The following is an 18,365-nucleotide window of genomic DNA, read 5'->3' as shown; positions in this document are numbered from 1 at the left end:
GTCGCCTGTCTTCATGGTGATTCAGGAGACGCCCGTCCGCGGGACTCGTTCCGCCGTCATGTCGCTTCTTCGGCCATTATCCATGCGGCGCGGCTTTCTTCGTCAGAATTGCCATAGCAGCCCCGCCCGCGCGGCATGGTTCTGACTGGCCGGCGAGAGCGCGCCGCTGTAGCCGAGATTGATCCGCATGTTCGATCCCACCGCCGCTTCCAGCCCGATCTCGCTGACCAGCGTGTCGCGGGCGATCGGCAGGCCCGTCACATGGAAACGCTGGCCGCCCAGGGCGGCTCCCACCACCGGAAGCTGATCTCCGAAAGCATGTTGCCAACCGGCCGATGCGCGCAGCGTCAGCGATGAAGCGCCCCATTGCAGCCGGGTGTCGCCGCGCAGACCGGCGGTCGCGAAGCTGGTCCGCATCGAATCCCCGCCCAATGCCAGCGCCGCGCTGCCGCCGCTTTCCTGCCCTTTTCCGACGCGAAGCTGCACATGCGCCATGCTGATGAAGGGTTCCAGCGCTCCGGCGGACAGGGCGAAGCGATGGGCCGCCTCGGCAAAGGCCTGGGTCGTCGTGGCGCGGTACCGTGTGCTGAGGCTATCCGCGAACCCAGCGAAGGCGACCGAGCGTCGCGCGTCAATGTCCTGCCAACTGACGATAAGACCGCCGCGCAGCGTGACTGGCGCCAGCGCAGCGCCGCCATAGAAACCGGCATGGTAGCTGTCGATGTCGGCATAGCCCTGCGCCCTCATGGCGGCGCGATGATGGCCGCCGACGATACCCAGCCGCAGCGTCGTTTCCGGCACCTGCCATTCGGCCCCGAACAAGGCGCCCGACGAACCTTGCGCCATGGCCGACGCATTGTCATGGCCCCGCCGGTTGCCCCATTCGTCAAGCGCCTTCCCCCAATAGGCAGGCCCCGGCCGGTCGTCGGCCGGACCGCGCAGCCGTTCCAGCGTGGCATCGCGCGAAAGGCCGCTGGCCTCCACCAGCGCCGTACGGATCGAGGCGTGGAACGCCCCGGAAAGCCGGTCGAAGGCATTGCGCGCCGTGTGCGCATCGCTCAGCAGCACGGCGTCATAGGCCGCATTGCCCGAACCCAGTGTCTGGAGTGCGGCTCCGGCGGCGCGCTGGTTGGACGTGGCGGCCACCTCATCGAACCGGACGTCGTTGCGCCTGAGCGTCAGGGTGACCGCATTGGCCGAATAGCCAAGGCTCGGCGTCAGGAAGGCGAAGGAGGAGGTGACCGTGTCGAACCGCCCCCGGATTCCAGCCTGGGCGGTGAGGATGGTATAGGTCGCGCTTGGCCGATACGCGCCGGTCGCGCCGATATGCGCCACCGTGCCGCCAAGCGTCGCCGTGCCCAGCACATCGATGCGGTCAGTGACCGTGCCCGATGGATCGACCTCGATCTCCGTACGGCTGCCCGGCGACAGTTCCAGATCGCCTTCCACCGTGAGCGTCGCGATGCCTGGCCCCGGCGCGATTATCCCTCCCGGTGCGATCCGCACCGAGCCCAGGCGGCCGCGTCCCGCCAGAAGGCTGCCGCCCTCCACCGCCAGCGCGCCGCCTAGCGCGCCGTCGACCGTCAAGCGACCGAACCGCACTTGCGTGGCGCCGGTAAAATCCCGCGATCCGCCGGTCAGCGTCAGATCGCCGGTTCCTGCCTTGATGAAGCGGCCGGCGCCCGCCAGCGTGCCTGCATAGCGGCTGTCGCCCGGTTCCTCGAACAGCAGTTCGGCGCCCGAGTTCAGAACGGCGTCGCCGGTGAAGCGGCTGGCGGCGGTGGCCAGCCGCCCTTCTTCCAGCCGCCAGTCCAGCGTGCTTGCTCCCATGAGTGTCAGAACGCCGCTGCCGCGCTTCACCATCCGGCCCGCAATGCCGCCAAGCGGGCGGATGCCACCGGCAAAGCCTTCATTGGTTCGCTGGTCGAACACTATTGTCGCCGCGTTCGATATGTCGCCGCGGATCGACAGCGCATTGCCGACCAGCGTGCCCGCCGCAACCTCCGTATTGCCGGCATAGCCATTCAAGCCCGACAGGATCAGCGTGCCCGCGTCCTGCTTGACGAGCGTGGTGTTGCCCGAAAGAGCCACCGCGATTTCGGCAGTCATCGTTGTGCTCCAGACGCTTCCGTCACCGACCCGGATGACCGTGCGGTCGCCTCCCGCCAGCGTCAGCCCGCTTCCCGACAGTTGGTAGCCGGTCACGGCGAACTGCATGCCTGCGGTCGACAATGCCCCCGCGCTGCCGTCCAGGACCACCTGTCCGCCACGCCCGGCAAAGATGGCGAAGGCGGCGGGATCGGCTGTGCGGCTGCTCGCGCCATCCTCCCCGGTCCAGTCCGGCGTCCCGGCGCGCCATGTGCCGGGCCCGCCATCCACCCTGCCATCGGAATGGCGCGTTGGATCGCCGCCATCCCAGAAAAGCAGCGGGCGTGCGGACGCGCCGGACAGCAGGTTCACCTGACCCGCCGTCGCCGTCTGGACCGACAGCCTGCCTGGAACCTGTCCGGGCGGCGGGGCGCCGAGTTCCAGGCCATGATCGGTCAACTGCCCGCCATAGCTGAACAGCCGGTAGAGGCCGTCTTCCAGAGGATCGCTGCCGCCAAGGTCGAGGATGCCGTCGAGTGTCAGGTTCCCGGCTATATCGAACAATGCCGGATCGCCCGACCGGCGCAGGGCGGCCACGACGACCGATCCCGAACCCAGCTTCAGGCTGGCCATGTGGAGCGTGTCGCCACCCTTGCCCAGCAGGCGGCCGCCGCCTCCGACATCGACCGCGCCGACCCGGCCCGTGCCGCTCAGCACGCCGCCGTCGGAAAGGCGAAGCGTGCCGCCCAGCGCGCCATCGACCCGCAATGCGCTGCCTTCGACGCGGGTGGCGCCAGTGAAATCGCCCGATTGCCCGGTCATCAAGAGCGTTGCGGAGCCGGTCACGTCGAATCCCCCGCTGCCGGATAGCCGATAGGGATATACCGTTTCCGCGCCCGTTATGTTGCCGGAGGAGAAGGTCAGCGCACCTCCACCGCCGATTTCGACATCGCCGCCAAATCCCTGGGCGCGGGCGATCAGCCGCCCCTCGTCCACCCGCCAGTTCAGTGCATTGCCGCCGCTCAGCGTGAGGGCGCCCGCGCCCTGTTTGATCATATATCCCCAGAAGCTGAACACCCCGCTGACATTCCCGGCGAAGGTCGCGTCCTCCTCCTGGTCGAAGATCACGGTGCCGCCATTTTCCAGATCGCCCCGGATCGAATGGACATTGCCGATGACGGTGCCGCCATCCACCCGCGTGTTGCCCAGATAGCTGTTCTTGCCGGTCAGCACGACCGTGCCCAGATCGTTGAAGAACACCCCGCCCGTGCCGGTCAGTTCCGTATCGATCCGGGTGGTGGCGCCCATTTCCGACCGGATCGAGGTATAGGCGCCGCCGTCCAGCTTCAACGACCCGCCGGTGAGGCGATAGCCGTCCGACCGGAACAGCATGCCGGTGACGGACGGCACGCCCTGGCTGTCGTCTATGGTGACCGTTCCCGGCCTTCCCTGGAATATCGCAAAGGCGGGCACCGGGCGCATCGGGCCGTTGATGACGCCGTTGCTGTCGGTCCAGCTCGGTTCCGTCATGCGCCAGAGGCCGGACCCCCCGTCTACGGCGCCATTGGCGTGCAGTTCAGGATCGCTGCCATCCCAGAAGCGGAGCGCCGTCTGCGCCTCCGCTTCGGCGGGCGTCATCATCATGCCCCCCAGGAAAAGCGCTGCGGTCGTGTCCCGCGCGATCGATCCGGACTGCGCAAACCCTCCGCATCGACCCCTACGTCGCATCGGCCTGTTCCCTTTTCACGCCAGCCCCCGAAGGGGATTGCGCCCGCTAAGCAGTTCATCGGCAACGCTTTTGCGCCGATCTGTGAGATTGGCGCGGGGAAGGGAGGCCGCAACATTCCATCCGCCGATGGAGCGCGGGCATGCCGCAGACCGCTGGCGGCAAGCGACTGCGCGCTCCGGGATCAAACGGCGTTTCCATCGGTTCGAAGGCGATGGACATCGCGACCAATCCCGAATGGCAACGCCTTCTTCCCTATGCACTGGCAGGCGCCGTCTTCCTCATCCTGCTCTTCAACATTCCCTTCATCGGACGCGTCCTCCGCGCCCTCCTATCGGTGGCTCTGCTGGCGCTGTGCCTTCTGATCCTTGCGCAACAGGCCCCGTTCGACCCCAATCTGAACCCGCTGATGAACCGATTGGGCCTTAGCAGCCAGCAGGTGACGGGGGATATGATCCGCATCCGCATGGCGGCAGATGGCCATTTCTGGGCACGGGCCGAACTCAATGGCGTGAAGCGCCGGATGCTGATCGACAGCGGCGCGACGGTGACGGCGCTCTCCCAGGAGACTGCGCGCCAGGCCGCGGTCAGCGTGGACGATGGTCTGGTGCCGGTCCTCATGCGGACGGCGAACGGAACCATCCGGGCCGACACCGGCACCGTCGCGCGTCTGAAGGTCAGCGGAATGGAAGCCCGCAACCTCAAGGTGATCATTTCCCCGGCGCTGGGAAATGTCGACATATTGGGCATGAACTTTCTGACGCAGCTCGCGTCCTGGCGGGTGGAAGGACGCGAGCTGATACTGGTGCCGGCCAAGGATCGGGACGGCTGAAGCAAAGGGAAGCCGCTTCTCGCATCGGCGGCCCGCTCAGGCGGTAAGAAGGGCGTCCCGATAACGGGGCGCGACATCGCTCTTGGACAGATTCGGTCCCATGGCGAGGCGCGCCTCCTGCAAGGTCAGCCATTGCTGTTCGTCGGACAGCGGCGGAATGGTGACGGTCTCCCCCCTGTCGAAGCCGAGCAGGGCGGCATCCACCATATCGCCCGCTTCCATCACGAAGCCTGCGGGAAAGGCATCGACATCCTTGCCCGACCGCGCCCAGATTTCGGTTCGCGTGGCGCCCGGCAGGACGGCCTGCACGCGGACGCCCTTGTCGCGCAATTGTGTGGCCATCGACTGGCTGAGATTCAGGATGAAGGCCTTGGTTCCGCTATACACCCCATCGAACATCTCGGGCGCGAGGGCGAGCACGGAGGACAGGTTGACGATCGCGCCACGGCCCGCCGCGACGAAGGCCTTGCCCGCCGCGGAGGCGAGCCGGGTCGGCGCCGTCACGTTGAGGGCGATGATCCGCGACAATTGCGGCGTGTCATTATCCAATATGCCGCCGTTCAGCGACATGCCCGCATTGTTGACGAGCATGGTGACGTCGCCTGCGGCCAAGCGCTCCTCGATCCGTTGCAGGTCGCCCTCGGCGGTCAGGTCCGCCGCGATGACCTCCACGTCCACGCCCGCTTCGCCGCGCAGCCTTTCGGCCAGCGCATCCAGGCGCGGCCGGTCCCGCGCGACGAGAATGAGGTCGAAGCCGCGTCTGGCCAGGCGGTCCGCATAGACCGCGCCGATACCGGTCGAAGCACCTGTGATAAGGGCGATGTTCTTTTCAGCCTGTGTCATGGCAATACTCCTGGGGATGGTCGGAAGAGCCGGTGAGGCCCGTCACATCAACGGCGGCATCGAAAAGGCGGCAGGCTCCAGCACGGGCTGGTGCCAGCGGATCCTAACATTATCTCGGGCTGCATCATCGCCCTTCCTGACACCGTTGCGAATATGACGAACATCATATATATGACGATTGTCATTTGTCCAGAGGGAAGGGCATGGCAAAGGCGCAGAAGAAGAGGAGGACGAGCGGTCATGGCTGACAAGAGCGCGCACAGGGCGAAGACGCGCGCGCATATCCTGGGCGAGGCGGCCGGGGCCATGCGCATGGCGGGCGTGCAAGGGATCGGCGTCTCGGCGCTGATGCAGCGGGCGGGCCTCACTCATGGCGGCTTCTATGCTCATTTCGAGTCGCGGGACGATCTGGTGGCGCATGCCGTCGACCGCATGTTCGAGGAAAGCGCCATGATATTGGACCGCTTTCTGGGGGAAAGGCCGGACCTTGCCGGCCTGATCGACCATTATCTGTCGGAAAGCGCCTATCGGGCGGTGGACCGTGGTTGCCCCTTGCCTGGCCTTTCGGGGGAGGCCGCACGCATGCCCCCCGACGCGCGCTTGCGGTTCGAAGCGGGGGTCAGGCGGTTTCGAGAAGGGATTGCGCGGGCGCTGGAGATTGCGGGCCGATCCGATGGCGCGGCGCTCGCCCATTCGCTGCTTGCGGAGCTTGTCGGGGCCATGACGCTGGCGCGGGCGATGTCGGATGAAGGCGCGGCGCTGGATTTCCTCGCTTCGTCTCGCGACCGGCTCAAGGAACGTATCGGTCTGGCCTGACCGCGGCTTCCCTTCTGGGGGTGTTCATCGCCGGCCCCAGTTCATGCAGCAGGCAATCCACGACCTGCCGCACCTTTGGCAGCAGATGCCGCCGCTGGGGATAAACCGCCCATATGGGCTCATCGTCCGGCTGGACATCCTCCAGCAGCAGTTCGACCATGCCGTGCTTCAGATAGGGGAGGATGTAGAAATCCGGGAGCTGGCAGATGCCGAGCCCCGAAATGCACGCTTCCATGACGGCGTGTCCGCTATTGCACCTGAAGCGCCCCTTGGGCCGATGGATCATTTCCTGGCCGTCGACCTTGAAATGCCATGTGCCTGCGGAGCCCGCGATACATTCATGCCCGGCCAGCGCACCGACGCTGGCGGGACGGCCCGCGGAAGCCAGATAGCTGGGGGCGGCGCAGGTGTAGAGCGTGCGCGACGCCACCCGCGTCGAGATCAGGCGAGGGTCGTTGACCGTCCCCGTCCGGACCGCGACGTCGAATCCCTCGCCGACCAGATCGATGACCCGGTTGGACAATTCGATAGACACGGCCAGCTTGGGATGCTGCATTGCGAAGCGGCGGATGATCGGCGCCACGAAGCGCTCCCCCATGGCCGTCGAGCAGGTGACGCGCAACTCTCCCTGCGGCTCGCTTCTCTCTCCGATCAGGGCGATGGCCTCGTCCCTGTCCTTGGCGATGCGCTCGCACCGTTCGAAGAACACACGGCCGGTGTCGGTCAGCCGGACGGTCCGGGTGGTCCGGTGGAAAAGCTGCGCCTGCACGCGCTGCTCCAGCGCCATGATGGACCGGCTGACATGGGTGGTGGAGACACCCAGCGCCCTTGCCCCGCGCGTGAAGGAGCCTGCGGTGGCGACACTGATGAACTCGTCTATGCCATCCCAGTTGGACATGTGATTATACCAGCTCAGGAATAATGATTTTCCGAAACACTATATTATCACCATTGCGGAACAGCGCTAGGGAGGGTGGAAAGAGAGGGCGCGGCGGGAGCCATGGCCTCTCTTCTCGCAAATGATCATGACGAGGAATGAGAGATGAAGACCCGCGCCGCCGTCGCCTTCGAGGCGAAGAAGCCACTGGAGATCGTCGAAGTCGATCTGGAAGGCCCGAAGGCGGGCGAGGTTCTGGTGGAGATCATGGCGACGGGCATCTGCCACACCGACGCCTATACGCTGGACGGCTTCGACAGCGAGGGCATTTTCCCCTCGATCCTGGGCCATGAGGGCGCTGGCATCGTGCGGGAGGTCGGCGCGGGCGTCACTTCGGTGAAGCCCGGCGACCATGTGATCCCGCTCTACACGCCCGAATGCCGCCAGTGCAAAAGCTGCCTGTCGGGCAAGACGAACCTGTGCACCGCGATCCGCGCGACCCAGGGCAAGGGACTGATGCCGGACGGCACGACCCGTTTCAGCTACAAGGGCCAGCCGATCTTCCACTATATGGGCTGCTCCACCTTCTCCAACTTCACCGTCCTGCCGGAGATCGCTGTGGCGAAGATCCGCGACGATGCGCCCTTCCAGACGAGCTGCTATGTCGGCTGCGGCGTCACCACCGGCGTCGGCGCGGTCGTCAACACGGCCAAGGTGCAGGCGGGCGAGAATGTCGTGGTCTTCGGCTTGGGCGGCATCGGCCTCAATGTCATCCAGGGCGCGAAGATGGTCGGCGCGGACAAGATAATCGGCATCGACATCAACCCGGACCGGGAGGAATGGGGCCGCAAGTTCGGCATGACTCATTTCATCAACAGCAGGGGCCTGTCGCGCGAGGAGACCGTCGCCAGGATTCTGGAGGTGACGGACGGCGGCGCCGACTACAGCTTCGATGCGACCGGCAATACGGAGGTGATGCGCACCGCGCTCGAATGCTGTCATCGCGGCTGGGGGGAAAGCATCATCATCGGCGTCGCCGAAGCGGGGAAGGAGATCAGCACCCGCCCGTTCCAGCTCGTCACCGGCCGGGTCTGGAAGGGTACGGCCTTCGGCGGCGCGAAGGGCCGCACCGACGTTCCCAAGATCGTCGACTGGTACATGAACGGCAAGATCGAGATCGATCCCATGATCACCCACGTCCTGACGCTGGAGGAGATCAACAAGGGCTTCGACCTGATGCATGCGGGGGAGAGCATCCGCAGCGTCGTGCTGTTCTGATACGGCGAGGAGAAAATTTATGGCGGTGACTTCCGGTGCCGTTTCCACGCGATCGGATGGCAGGTGATCATGGAACAGGTGAGCGCCAACAAGGCCTTTGGCGGCGTGCAGGGCGTGTACCGGCACGCCTCCGCCTCGACCGGGACGGACATGACCTTCTCGGTCTATGTGCCGCCCCATGCGGAAGGGACGAAACTGCCGGTCGTCTGGTATCTGTCCGGACTGACCTGCACCCATGCCAATGTCACCGAAAAGGGCGAGTTCCGCGCCGCCTGCGCCGAACTGGGCCTGATCTTCGTCGCGCCGGACACCAGCCCGCGCGGCCCGGACCGCAACGGCGATGCCGTGGCGGACGATCCGGACGGGGCCTATGATTTCGGTCTGGGCGCCGGTTTCTATGTCGACGCGACGCAGGCCCCCTTCGCCGCCCATTATCGCATGTGGTCCTATGTGACCCAGGAACTGCCCGCGCTGGTCGCGGCCAATTTCCCCGCGGACATGGAACGCCAGTCGATCATGGGTCACAGCATGGGCGGCCATGGCGCGCTGACCGTCGGCCTCACCCTTCCCGACCGGTACAAGGCGGTATCGGCCTTCGCGCCGATCGTCGCGCCGGGGCAGGTGCCCTGGGGGCAGAAGGCGCTGGCCGGCTATCTGGGCGACGACCCGGCCGCCTGGCGCCGGCATGACGCGGTCGCGCTGATCGAAGATGGCGCCCGGGTTCCGGCGCTGCTGGTCGACCAGGGGACGGCCGACAATTTCCTGGAACAGGAATTGCGCCCGGAACTGCTGAAGGCGGCTTGCGCGGCAGCGGGGATCGACCTGACGCTGAACCTGCGCGACGGCTATGACCACAGCTATTACTTCATTTCCACCTTCATGGCGGACCATCTGCGCTGGCATGCGGCCCGTCTTGGCAAGGATTGATCGATGGTGCAGATTTTCGTGACCGGACGCGACGGCGCAGAACATGCTTGCCATGTCCATGTGGATGACGAACGCGCAGGCGGTCTGCCGCCGCTCGGCCCTGATGAGAACGACCTGCTCGACAGCAGCGATCATCGTATCGACCGGTCCCGCCTGTCCTGCCAGATTCCGCTGACGGTCGAACTGGACGGCCTTCGCGTCACCATCGCGCCGGAGGATTGAACGCCATGGCTGCGGACCTGCTCAGTCGCTATTATGCGGCCTTCAATCGCGGCGACAGCGCGGCGATGCTCGATCTGCTGGCGCAGGATGTCGTGCACGAACCCTCGCAGGGTTCAGCGCGGGAAGGGAAGGCGGCCTTTGCGCAATTCCTCGACCATATGAACCGCTGCTACAGGGAAAGGGTCATCGATCCCGTGTTCCTGGCCTCCGCTGATGGAAAACGGGCGGCCGCGGAATTCATGCTGGAGGGCGAATATCTGGAAACGGACGGCGATCTGCCGCCTGCATCCGGCCAGCGCTATATTTTGCGCGTCGGCGCCTTCTTCGAACTGCGCGACGGCGCGATCGCGCGGGTCAGCAACCATTATAATCTGGCCGACTGGCTGGACCAGGTGAAGGCGGGATGAGGCAGGCCGGGGAGGGCGATCATCCGATGCGCTTCGGGCGGAAGCCGCTACGGGACGCCGAATGACCGAGGTCCGCATTGCAGCCGCGCAATATCCGATCGAACTGTTGCCGAGCTACGGCGCCTGGGAAGCGAAGCTCAGCCGCTGGGTGTCGGAGGCAGCGGTCAGGCGCGCGCAGCTCCTTGTCTTTCCGGAATATGCCGCCATGGAACTGGCCGGCACCGATCCGGCGGCGGCGGCCGATCTTCATGCTTCGCTCGACCATGTCGTAGCGCTGGGGAACGGATCGACGAACTGCACCGGCAACTCGCCATCCATTATGGCGTGACGATTCTGGGCGGCAGCCGCCCGTGCCGCGGCGCACGGGGAGCGGTCGTCAACCGCGCCCGGCTCTTCTGCCCCGATGGCCGGACCGGTTATCAGGACAAGATCGTCATGACGCGGTTCGAACGGGAAATCTGGGGCATAACGGGCGGCGAGGCCGTTCATGTCCTGGAAGCGCCCTTCGGTCGGGTGGGAATTTCCATCTGCTACGATGCCGAATTTCCGCTGATCGCGCGGGCACAGGCCGAGGCGGGCGCCAGGATCATCCTGGTGCCGTCTGCGACGGACAGCATGCAGGGCTATTGGCGCGTCCGCATCGGGGCGCAGGCCCGCGCGCTGGAAAACCAATGCTATGTCGTCCAGGCGCCCACGGTGGGGCAGGCGCCCTGGCTGCCCTCGCTGGATGACAATCACGGCGCGGCCGCCATTTACGGTCCGCCCGACGGCATCGCGCCGGATAATGGCGTATTCGCGGTCGGTGAAGTCAACCGGCCGCAATGGCTGTTCTCGGATGTCCGGCTGGATCAGGTTGATGTGTGGCGTGGCTCCGGTACGGTCCTGCCCTTCCTCCATTGGCCCGAGCAGCATGCGGCCATGCGACCGGATGATGCCTGCCGGGACGAGCCTGCGCCTCCCGCTCCAATCACGGCTCCGGACAGGTCTGAGGATCGTCCCGAACCGATCTTCGGAAGTCTTGAATGAGCAGCCATCGATCTTATCGAGCCTGACCGAAGCTGGCGCAGATGCCTCGCGCCATGTCCTCTCATTTCCACCAAGCAGATACAGGATATTCCTGTCGGGTGGCCCAAAGTCGCCGGACCCTATTACCTAAGTTATCTGACATAGGTTAAACGCAGAACAATTTTCAGTCCAATGACAGAAGCGTTAAATCAATCATAACCATTCGGGGCGCAGTCAAACGGCAAGACAAAGCTGGTCAGACGGGGGCTCTTACATCGTGCGGCATCTAGCCCCATTGACAGGTGCACTTCGCCGCCTGCCCGGCGCCATCCTGCCGCTCATCGCGTTGACGCTCGTGACCTTCATGACCTGCGGCATCCTCGTCACCGTGCTTGTGTCGAGGATGGACGATTCAGCGGCGCTGGAAAAGGCGCGCATGGTCAACGGCGCCATGAAGCGGGAGACCAATGCTCTTGCAGCCACGGCCCGGGATTATGCGCTCTGGGATGACGCCGTCGATCATCTATACGGCGGGATCGACCGTGAATGGGCAGCCTCGAACTTCGGCGGCGCCATGCCCCTATATGTTCTCGACGAGCGCGGCGGGACCATTTTCGGCTGGCAACCCCGATCGACTGTCAGAACCACGCTGATGAGGGATGCGCCGGAAGCGCTTCGGCATCTTGAACGCGCGCTGCCCAAGCATGTCGATGATCGCCGCAATTTCCCCATCCGCCCGTTCATCCAGCTTTATCGGGGCCGTCCGGCCTTGTTCGCTGGCGCCCCGATCCTTCCTTTTTCCGCGAACCGGCCGCTCCCTTCCGGGCCGCTCCGCCACGTCGTCGTCGTTCGCCTGCTGGATGCCGAGCTGTTCGCCAGTTGGGAACAGGCCTATGCATTGGCGGACATCAGCTTCAACCCGCCGGAAGCGGATGCCGAGACATCGCCCGGTCATCCCTTGATCAGTCCTGACGGGACCGATCTGGGCCATATCCACTGGTTGCCGGTGCGCCCGGGCATAGCGGCGCTCAAGAGCCTTTCATGGCTGCTGGCATCGGCCGCCGCGCTCTTCATCCTGTTTTTCCTCGCCGTCTCGCGCGCCATGTTGCGGACCCATGCGTCGTTGCTCGCCGGCCGGTTGCGGGCCGAACGCATCTCCAGGGATCGGGAGAATGCGACTCTGGCCGCGGAAGAGGCGCGTCAACAGGCGGAACAGGCGAGGGAGCAGATCGCCGCCATTGCAGAGCGGGAAGGGCGGGAACAGGCCGAACATCGCGAAGCGCTGCGAAACGCCGCGCATGAGGTCGCCAATCTTCTCTCCACCAGCGTGGGTGACCTGTCGGGATCCTTGCTGAGGCAGGCGGATCAGCTTGAAGCCAGCGCCCGCGACACGCTGGCCGCTCTCGCGGAACAGCTCACCGGGACGGCCCTGGTCCGCGACCGCAGCCGTGCGTCGGCGCAGGCCGTGCACGAGATCGAGGCGCATGTGCAGGAGTTGAGCGTGGCCATTGGCCAGATCCACACCCAATCGATCGCCACACGTCAGAACATGGACAAGACGGAGGTCGAGGCTCGCGCAGTGATGGGCGCCAATGACCAGTTGCAGAGGGAGATAGAGGCGATCGACCTTGCCACCCGCACGATCCGACAAATAGCGGGCCAGACGAACATGCTGGCCCTGAACGCCACGATAGAGGCTGCGCGGGGCGGCGAGGCGGGAGCCGGCTTTGCGGTCGTCGCCGGCGAGATAAAGACGCTGGCGAACAGGGCCGGCGACATGGCGGGCCAGATCGAGCGGCGGATCGAGGCGGTGAACGCATCCGCCTCCTCGATCGCGTCTCTGCTCAACCTGCTGAACACCGTCGTCCGCCAACTGGAGCGCAACGTGTCGGATGTGTCCCTGGCCGCCGATAAGCACCATCAGGGGGCCCGTACGATCCTGGCGAGCAGTCAGAGCGTCGGCGGCGACGCGCAAGCGGTGCACGACGCCATCAGCGCCATCGCCGCGGGTCTGGATGCGGTGAAGGCGAACGCCGAACATACGCTCAATGTAGGGGCCGCGGTCCGGTCCAGCGCCAGCGAGCTGACGCAGCGGTTCGATCTGGTCATCGCCCGCCTGCGCGCGGCGTGAAGGGGTAATCATGCATCTTCGTATCTTCCCGGCCCTGACGGCCTGTGCCGTCATGCTGCCGCATTCCGCCTCTGCCGAGGACCTGCCGAACCCCATATCGGCGGCGGAGATCACCGTCACGGCGCAACGCCGGGAGGAAGCGATCCAGACCGTTCCCGTGGCGATCTCCGCCTTCGGCGAAGCCTTTCTCGACCGCACGCGGCTGGACGACGTCAAGGACATCGTCACCTTCACGCCCGGCTTTTCAGGCAATTCGGACGACAGCTATATCGACAGCATCGCCATCCGGGGCATCACCTCCAACGACTATGGCATTGGCGGCGATCCTTCGATCGGGATCTTCAAGGATGGCGTCTATCAGGGCAGGACAGGCGCCGCCGTGACCTCCCTGTTCGATGTCGCGCAGGCGGAGGCCTTGCGAGGGCCCCAGGGGTTCCTCTTCGGCCGCAATGCCATTTCCGGTGCGATCAGCATCGTGACCAACAAGCCGGATCCGGGGCGTATTTCCGGGCATCTCTATGTCGGGGTCGCCAGCTTCGACCGCAAGGATGCGGAAGGCGCCATCAACCTGCCGGTGGCGGAGGACTGGACGCTTCGCATTGCGGGCTATGCGACGGATTATGATGGCTGGATAGACAATGCCTTCACGGCCGGCCGCAATGATCGCCTGATGGCCGGCAACAAGCAGGCCGGGCGCGTCGCCCTGCGCTACAGGGCCGGCGATGCCGATGTCCTGCTGAGTGCCGAACATGAGCGTCGGCGGCTCGACGGCGCGCCTTATCGGGCGTCCAATGACGATCGTGAAGTTCTCGATTATCTCAGCGAAGTCTTGCAGCGGGATATTATTATCCGGGGGTCTCGCCGCGACGTGGATACCGATCTCCTCAGGCCGCGTGACGATGGCGACATCACCAGCCTGACCGCATCGATCGATCTCGATCTTGGATCGGCGCGCCTCAACAGCCTGACCGCCTTTCGCAAGTCCGATTTCCATTATCTGGAGGACTATGACGGAACGGCGCTGCAACTGGGCAATTACGACCAGCGCCAGCATGCCCGCTATGTCAGCCAGGACTTCCGGCTGATGTCCAGAGACGATCGGCGACTGACCTGGTCGGCGGGGATCTCGCTTTATTGGGAGGATGTCGCGGCGCGCTTCACCAACCAGGCTGCCGAGGATCTCGTCTGCACGGCGGGCTATGGCTATGCCGATTGCGGCGGGATGACCATGGACCTTTACGGCGCGCCCTACCGGCCGGCGCCGGGCGGCCTGCTGACCGACATCAACGACGTGCGGTCCGGCAACCGCGGATGGTCTGTTTTCCTGGATACCAACTTTCATTTCTCGAAAGCGCTGGAGGCTGGCATCGGCATTCGATATGCGCGCGACCGCAAGCATTTCAGCATCGATGTGCTGCCCAGCCAAAGCAGCCTCGGCAATGTCTGGACCTTCACCTATTTCACCGATGGTCCCGTTTCTTCCAGCAAGAGCTGGGGCGGACTGACGCCACGCGCCTATGTGCGATATGCGGTGGGGCCGGACATCAACCTCTACGCCAGCATCACCCGCGGCTACAAGGCAGGCGGATTCGGATCGTTCACGGTCGCCGCGCCTGTCCCGGTCGAGGCGTATCGGCTGGTGCCCGACGGAACGAAGCCCGACGCCTTCGCGCCGGAGACGATATGGAGCAAGGAGCTGGGGATAAATGGCCTGGCCCTCGCCAGGACGCTGAGCTTCGACATAACCGGCTTCCATTATCGCTATCGCAATCTTCAGACGGTTTATTTCGACACGGAAAGCCGAACCCAGCAGGTCGTGAATGTCGGCAGCGTGACCGGATATGGCGTGGAAAGCGCCCTCAATTGGAAGCCGAGCCGCTATTTCGACCTGTCGGGCCATGTGACCTGGACGCGAACCGAAAAGCAAGGCGACCGCGACTGTGGGCAAAAGGATTGCGGCGGCCTGCCCAACCCGATCTGGTCGAGCGCGGGCGTCGCGACCGGCCATTATCCGATCGGCCCGGCCGAGATCTATCTGCAAGGCGAGTGGATGCATGAGGGGCGTCGAAGGGAGAGTTTCGACTGGCGGGGCATCACCCGACGGGAAGCTTATACGCAGATCAATCTGAGGCTGGGCTATGACAGCGGCAGGGGAGTCGAAATCGTCGCCTATGTGCAGAACCTGTTTGATGCCTATTTCGTCAGAGGGGTGGAAAATGGCGGCGATCTTACACCCGCCAATAGCTGGGGCATCGCCCAGCCACGCAGCTTCGGCGTCGACCTTCGATTGCGGTTCCGGTGACGATCCGCGATTCCCACGGCGCACTTGCAGCGATTGCGCCTGCCCGATAGCGCTGCCGGCCGCGGATGCACTTGCCGACTTGATCCCTCACGTCATGGCAGAACGAATGTGCTTGTGACGCGCGGTCAGCGCTGCACGAGCTGTTCGGTCAGTCGGCGCAATCAGTCTCTTTGTTGTCATAACGTCTCCGAGCGTCGCATGCCGAACAAAAAATCTGTTTATTACAGATAGATAAGTCGATATTCTTGGATCAGGATGTCTTTTGCAGAGGCACATGGCTCCGACGCTTTATGTTGGCAAAAATGTTGGTTGAAACAGTCTTTCTCTGCCCGGTCCAACCCAAGCTCAGGGGTTGCACCAGTGTTAACAGATGAAATTATTCAGGCGTTGGGTTCTACCGTCCGCTTTGTGAAAAGGTCTGATGGCGGTGGCTTGTATATTTCAATCACACCTGGGGGTACCGCGCGATGGTATCTGACCTATCGTTATTTAGGAGAACAGAAAGCAATATCTGGCGGCAGGTATCCAGATGTGAGCCTAGAGGCTGTTATGAATCTGCGGCGAGCGCGGCAGCCTGTTTGATCATAATGCAGGCGAAAGCGACGACGTGGAGGCCGGCAAGGGTTTGGGCATAGCGCTCGTAGTCCTTGACGAGGCGTCGGAAGCGGGTTGCCCATGCGAAGGAACGCTCGACGACCCATCGCCGCGGCAGGAGGACGAAGCCGCGCTTGGCTTCGGGCAGTTTGACGACCTCCAGGCGGATGCCATGGGCGGCTGCGGCATCGCCGGCGCGCGCACCGGTAGCCCAGTTCGTCCAGGACGACGAGGTCCGAGTGGACGAGCCGGTTGGCGATCTGCCCGGCGCGCCCCTGGGCCTTTTCCTGTTCGAGGGCGTTGACCAACTCGACCGTGGAGAAGAAGCGGACGCGCTTGCGGTGATGCTCGATAGCCTGAACACCCAGCGCCGTGGCGACATGGGTTTTGCCGGTGCCCGGGCCGCCGACCAGCACCACATTGTCGGCGACATCGATAAAGTCGCATCGATGCAACTGGCGCACCAGCGCCTCATTCACCTCGCTGCTGGCAAAGTCGAAGCCCGCCAGATCCCGATAGGCCGGGAACCGCGCGACCTTGAGCTGATAGGCCACGGACCGGACCTCTCGTTCGGCCGTTTCGGCTTTCAGCAACTGGGAGAGGATCGGCACCGCCGCCTCGAAGGCAGGCGATCCCTGCTGCATCAGATCGGTCACAGCCTGATTCATGCCGGGCATTTTCAGGCCGCGCAGCATGACGACGAGGGCGCCGGTGGCGGGATCATGACGCATGACGGTTCTCCCGGCGCAGGGCATCGTAGCGTTCGACATTGGCCATCGGCTCGCTGACCAGCCTTAACGCCTGCGGCGCCGTCACCGGCGGCGTCGAGAGCGGTTTTCCATCGAGCAGCCGGTGCAGCAGGTTGAGGACATGGGTCTTGGTTGGAACACCGGCGTCCAGCGCCATGGCGACGGCGGTCAGAACGGCCTGTTCGTCATGGTGCAGGACCAGCGCGAGGATCTCGACCATCTCCCTGTCGCCGCCGGGGTTGCGCAGCAGATGTCGTTGCAACCGCTGGAAGGCCTCGGGCAGTTCGAGGAAGGGGGCGCCGTTGCGCAGAGCGCCGGGCTTTCGCTGGACCACCGCCAGATAGTGGCGCCAGTCATAGACGGTATGCCCCGGCCCATCATGGGATCGGTCGATGATGCGCTGATGCTCGCATATCACCTGTCCTTCGGCGACAACCAGGAAGCGATCAGGATAGACGCGCAGGCTGACGGGCCGATTGGCAAAGGACGCCGGCACGCTGTAGCGATTGCGCTCCAGATGGACGAGGCAGGTCGGCGAGACGCGCTTCCCATATTCCACAAAGCCGTCGAAGGGACGCCCCATCGGCATCAGACATTCCGCTTCATCGGCCCAGGCATCGGCAACGGAGCCGGGTTCGATCCCGTGGGGAATATCCTGCCACAGCGCCCTGCAGCGCTCTTCCAGCCACAGGTTCAGGGCATCGAGGCTTTCCGCCTGCGGCGTGGGTTGCCACAGACGATGCCGCGCATCCTGGACATTCTTCTCGACCTGACCCTTTTCCCAACCCGCTGCCGGGTTACAGAACTCGGCCTCGAACAGGTAATGGCTGACCATCGTCAGGAAGCGGGTGTTGACGTTCCGCTCCTTGCCGCGCCCGACCTTGTCGATAGCGGTGCGCATATTGTCGTAAATCCCACGGCGCGGAACGCCGCCCAGCACGCGGAACGCATGATTATGGGCATCGAACAGCATCTCGTGGGTCTGTAGGAGATAGGCCCGTACGAGGAAGGCCCGGCTGTGGCTGAGCTTGAAGTGGGCCACCTGCAATTTGGTGCGCACGCCGGCGATGATCGCCCAGTCCTCGCTCCAATCGAACTGGAATGCCTCCCCCGGTGCGAAGGACAGTGGCACGAATGTCCCGCGTCCGCTCATCTGTTGCTCACGACGATAATCATCGCGCCAGTCCCGCGCAAAGGCCGCGACACGATTATAGGAGCCGTCATAACCCAGGCTCACCAGATCGGCGTGCAGCTGCTTCATCGTCCGCTTCTGCTTGCGGGTACGACCCATCTCTCGCTTCAGCCAGGCCGACAGCTGTTCCGCGAATGGGTCCAGCTTGCTTGGGCGCTCGGGCACCTTGAACCGCGGCTCGATCGCGCCTGATCGCAGATATTTACGGATAGTATTGCGTGACAGCCCGGTACGCCGCGCAATCTCACGGATCGAGAGATGATCGCGGAAATGCCAGCGCCGGATAACGCTCAATAACGCCATGTCCAACACTCCATGACCCCTCGCTCGTCAAAGCCAGGGGTGAGTTCAACATGGGTCACTTCTCAGTGGAAAT

Annotated in this window: 15 protein-coding genes and 2 pseudogenes; 11 read left to right on the top strand and 6 right to left on the bottom strand. The window is 64.4% G+C overall.

Going from position 1 to position 18,365, the window contains the following annotated elements; genetic code table 11:
- Positions 1–102: 102 nt before the first annotated feature.
- Complete coding sequence (locus A8G00_RS14715; protein WP_253258005.1) at positions 103–3,732, bottom strand: autotransporter domain-containing protein; 3,630 nt, start codon at positions 3,730–3,732, stop codon at positions 103–105.
- 224 nt (positions 3,733–3,956) lie between these two features.
- Here A8G00_RS14715 and A8G00_RS14710 point away from each other — a divergent pair, with 224 nt between their 5' ends.
- The gene (locus tag A8G00_RS14710) at positions 3,957–4,646 is read left to right on the top strand and encodes a TIGR02281 family clan AA aspartic protease (RefSeq protein ID WP_253258004.1); all 690 of its coding nucleotides are present in this window, start codon (positions 3,957–3,959) and stop codon (positions 4,644–4,646) included.
- A gap of 36 nt (positions 4,647–4,682) precedes the next feature.
- Here the strand turns inward: A8G00_RS14710 and A8G00_RS14705 are convergent, their stop codons facing one another.
- Positions 4,683–5,489 (bottom strand): SDR family oxidoreductase, encoded by an 807-nt coding sequence (locus A8G00_RS14705; protein ID WP_025550200.1) that lies wholly within the window; start codon positions 5,487–5,489, stop codon positions 4,683–4,685.
- 240 nt (positions 5,490–5,729) lie between these two features.
- Between A8G00_RS14705 and A8G00_RS14700 the strand changes: the two genes are divergently transcribed.
- Positions 5,730–6,305, top strand: a complete 576-nt coding sequence (locus A8G00_RS14700; protein WP_103001011.1) for a TetR/AcrR family transcriptional regulator — start codon at positions 5,730–5,732, stop codon at positions 6,303–6,305.
- Here A8G00_RS14700 and A8G00_RS14695 read toward each other — a convergent pair.
- The gene (locus A8G00_RS14695) at positions 6,280–7,203 is read right to left on the bottom strand and encodes a LysR family transcriptional regulator (RefSeq protein WP_099186805.1); all 924 of its coding nucleotides are present in this window, start codon (positions 7,201–7,203) and stop codon (positions 6,280–6,282) included. The two genes, A8G00_RS14700 and A8G00_RS14695, sit on opposite strands and share 26 nt — an antisense overlap.
- A 144-nt stretch (positions 7,204–7,347) precedes the next feature.
- On the opposite strand from A8G00_RS14695, the gene A8G00_RS14690 reads away from it, so the two are divergent.
- The 9 genes from A8G00_RS14690 (at position 7,348) to A8G00_RS25905 (ending at position 16,036) form a co-directional block, all read left to right on the top strand.
- Complete coding sequence (locus tag A8G00_RS14690) at positions 7,348–8,460, top strand: S-(hydroxymethyl)glutathione dehydrogenase/class III alcohol dehydrogenase (RefSeq protein ID WP_048576202.1); 1,113 nt, start codon at positions 7,348–7,350, stop codon at positions 8,458–8,460.
- Between the two features lie 69 nt (positions 8,461–8,529).
- Complete coding sequence (gene fghA / locus A8G00_RS14685; RefSeq protein WP_099186806.1) at positions 8,530–9,387, top strand: S-formylglutathione hydrolase; 858 nt, start codon at positions 8,530–8,532, stop codon at positions 9,385–9,387.
- A gap of 3 nt (positions 9,388–9,390) precedes the next feature.
- On the top strand, positions 9,391–9,609 hold the full coding sequence (locus A8G00_RS14680; protein WP_099186807.1) for a hypothetical protein: 219 nt from the start codon (positions 9,391–9,393) through the stop codon (positions 9,607–9,609).
- Positions 9,610–9,614: 5 nt separating this feature from the next.
- Positions 9,615–10,016, top strand: coding sequence for a ketosteroid isomerase-related protein (locus A8G00_RS14675; RefSeq protein WP_099186808.1), 402 nt, complete (start codon positions 9,615–9,617; stop codon positions 10,014–10,016).
- Between the two features lie 61 nt (positions 10,017–10,077).
- Positions 10,078–10,344 (top strand): hypothetical protein, encoded by a 267-nt coding sequence (locus A8G00_RS25660; protein WP_253258003.1) that lies wholly within the window; start codon positions 10,078–10,080, stop codon positions 10,342–10,344.
- Complete coding sequence (locus A8G00_RS14670; RefSeq protein WP_253258002.1) at positions 10,341–11,042, top strand: nitrilase-related carbon-nitrogen hydrolase; 702 nt, start codon at positions 10,341–10,343, stop codon at positions 11,040–11,042. The genes A8G00_RS25660 and A8G00_RS14670 overlap by 4 nt, the downstream gene beginning before the upstream one ends.
- A gap of 274 nt (positions 11,043–11,316) precedes the next feature.
- Positions 11,317–13,152, top strand: a complete 1,836-nt coding sequence (locus tag A8G00_RS14665; protein WP_099186809.1) for a methyl-accepting chemotaxis protein — start codon at positions 11,317–11,319, stop codon at positions 13,150–13,152.
- A 10-nt stretch (positions 13,153–13,162) separates the two neighbouring features.
- Positions 13,163–15,454: a TonB-dependent receptor gene (locus A8G00_RS14660; protein ID WP_103001010.1), complete on the top strand. Its 2,292-nt coding sequence runs from the start codon at positions 13,163–13,165 to the stop codon at positions 15,452–15,454.
- A 255-nt stretch (positions 15,455–15,709) separates the two neighbouring features.
- Complete coding sequence (locus A8G00_RS25905) at positions 15,710–16,036, top strand: Arm DNA-binding domain-containing protein (protein ID WP_103001009.1); 327 nt, start codon at positions 15,710–15,712, stop codon at positions 16,034–16,036.
- On the opposite strand, the pseudogene A8G00_RS14650 reads toward A8G00_RS25905, so the two are convergent.
- The 3 genes and pseudogenes from A8G00_RS14650 to istA form a co-directional block, all read right to left on the bottom strand.
- Positions 16,002–16,235, bottom strand: a pseudogene (locus A8G00_RS14650) (transposase); the annotation flags it as partial. The gene A8G00_RS25905 and the pseudogene A8G00_RS14650 overlap by 35 nt on opposite strands.
- A gap of 19 nt (positions 16,236–16,254) precedes the next feature.
- A pseudogene (locus A8G00_RS14645) lies at positions 16,255–16,779 on the bottom strand (ATP-binding protein); the annotation flags it as partial.
- Entirely contained in the window at positions 16,769–18,292 is a 1,524-nt protein-coding gene (gene istA, locus A8G00_RS14640) for an IS21 family transposase (protein ID WP_103001008.1), read from the bottom strand. The pseudogene A8G00_RS14645 and the gene istA, both read right to left, overlap by 11 nt.
- Positions 18,293–18,365: the final 73 nt, after the last annotated feature.

Origin of the sequence: Sphingobium sp. SA916, from assembly GCF_002894065.1 — a bacterium.
GTDB classification, from domain to species: Bacteria; Pseudomonadota; Alphaproteobacteria; order Sphingomonadales; family Sphingomonadaceae; genus Sphingobium; species Sphingobium fuliginis.
This window is presented reverse-complemented; position numbering and strand designations above follow the sequence as displayed.